The 546-nt window shown below is 42.3% G+C and carries 1 protein-coding gene and 1 pseudogene; one reads left to right on the top strand and one right to left on the bottom strand.

The window, feature by feature from the left end; all coding sequences use genetic code 11:
- On the top strand, window positions 1–246 hold a 246-nt coding region (locus ROSEINA2194_RS21465), incomplete at its 5' end, for a hypothetical protein (protein ID WP_217284409.1).
- 92 nt (window positions 247–338) lie between these two features.
- Here the strand turns inward: ROSEINA2194_RS21465 and spoVFB are convergent.
- Window positions 339–546, bottom strand: a pseudogene (gene spoVFB / locus ROSEINA2194_RS03475) (dipicolinate synthase subunit B); the annotation flags it as partial.

Raw genomic sequence — 546 nt, 5'->3', positions numbered from 1 at the left:
TTTTGTGGTGCAATTCACAGCGTAAATTGGGCAAATATAAGCGTCCTCTCACAAGTCATCCACAGCGTAAATGAAAGAAAAACGGTACAGACAAATATGATTTCCTTCGTGAGCCATGGAGCTGGGATTCTAACAATCATGGAAGCTTCAACTGAACATGATTGTTGTTCAGAAGCCCAGCGAAATGCCCGGCGAACAGGAACATCATATTTCGTCTGTACCGTTTTTCTTTTCATAAACCTATAAAATCACGACTTGTGAGAGGACACTTATATCTGCCCTTCAAGCTCTATAAAAGCACCGCAGAATCTGCGACACTACGTCCGTTAAACTCCGGTTTAATCCGGATTCTGAATGACCGGCTGAATCTGTTTGCCATTCAAAGCATACTCAATGGTCTCCGGCAGCAATTCCATTTTGGCGACCAGGGAATTTGGCTTGCTCTTACAGTTATCCTGCCCAAACGGAACAAAATACACATTTTTCGTATTCATAAGCATACCGATATTTTTAAAGTTCGCTCCAAGTGCATCATTCGTGGAAATC

The sequence above is a fragment of the Roseburia inulinivorans DSM 16841 genome (assembly GCF_000174195.1).
Classification (GTDB): Bacteria; Bacillota; Clostridia; order Lachnospirales; family Lachnospiraceae; genus Roseburia; species Roseburia inulinivorans.
The sequence above is the reverse complement of the archived record's forward strand: the minus strand, read 5'-3'. Positions and strand labels throughout refer to the sequence as shown.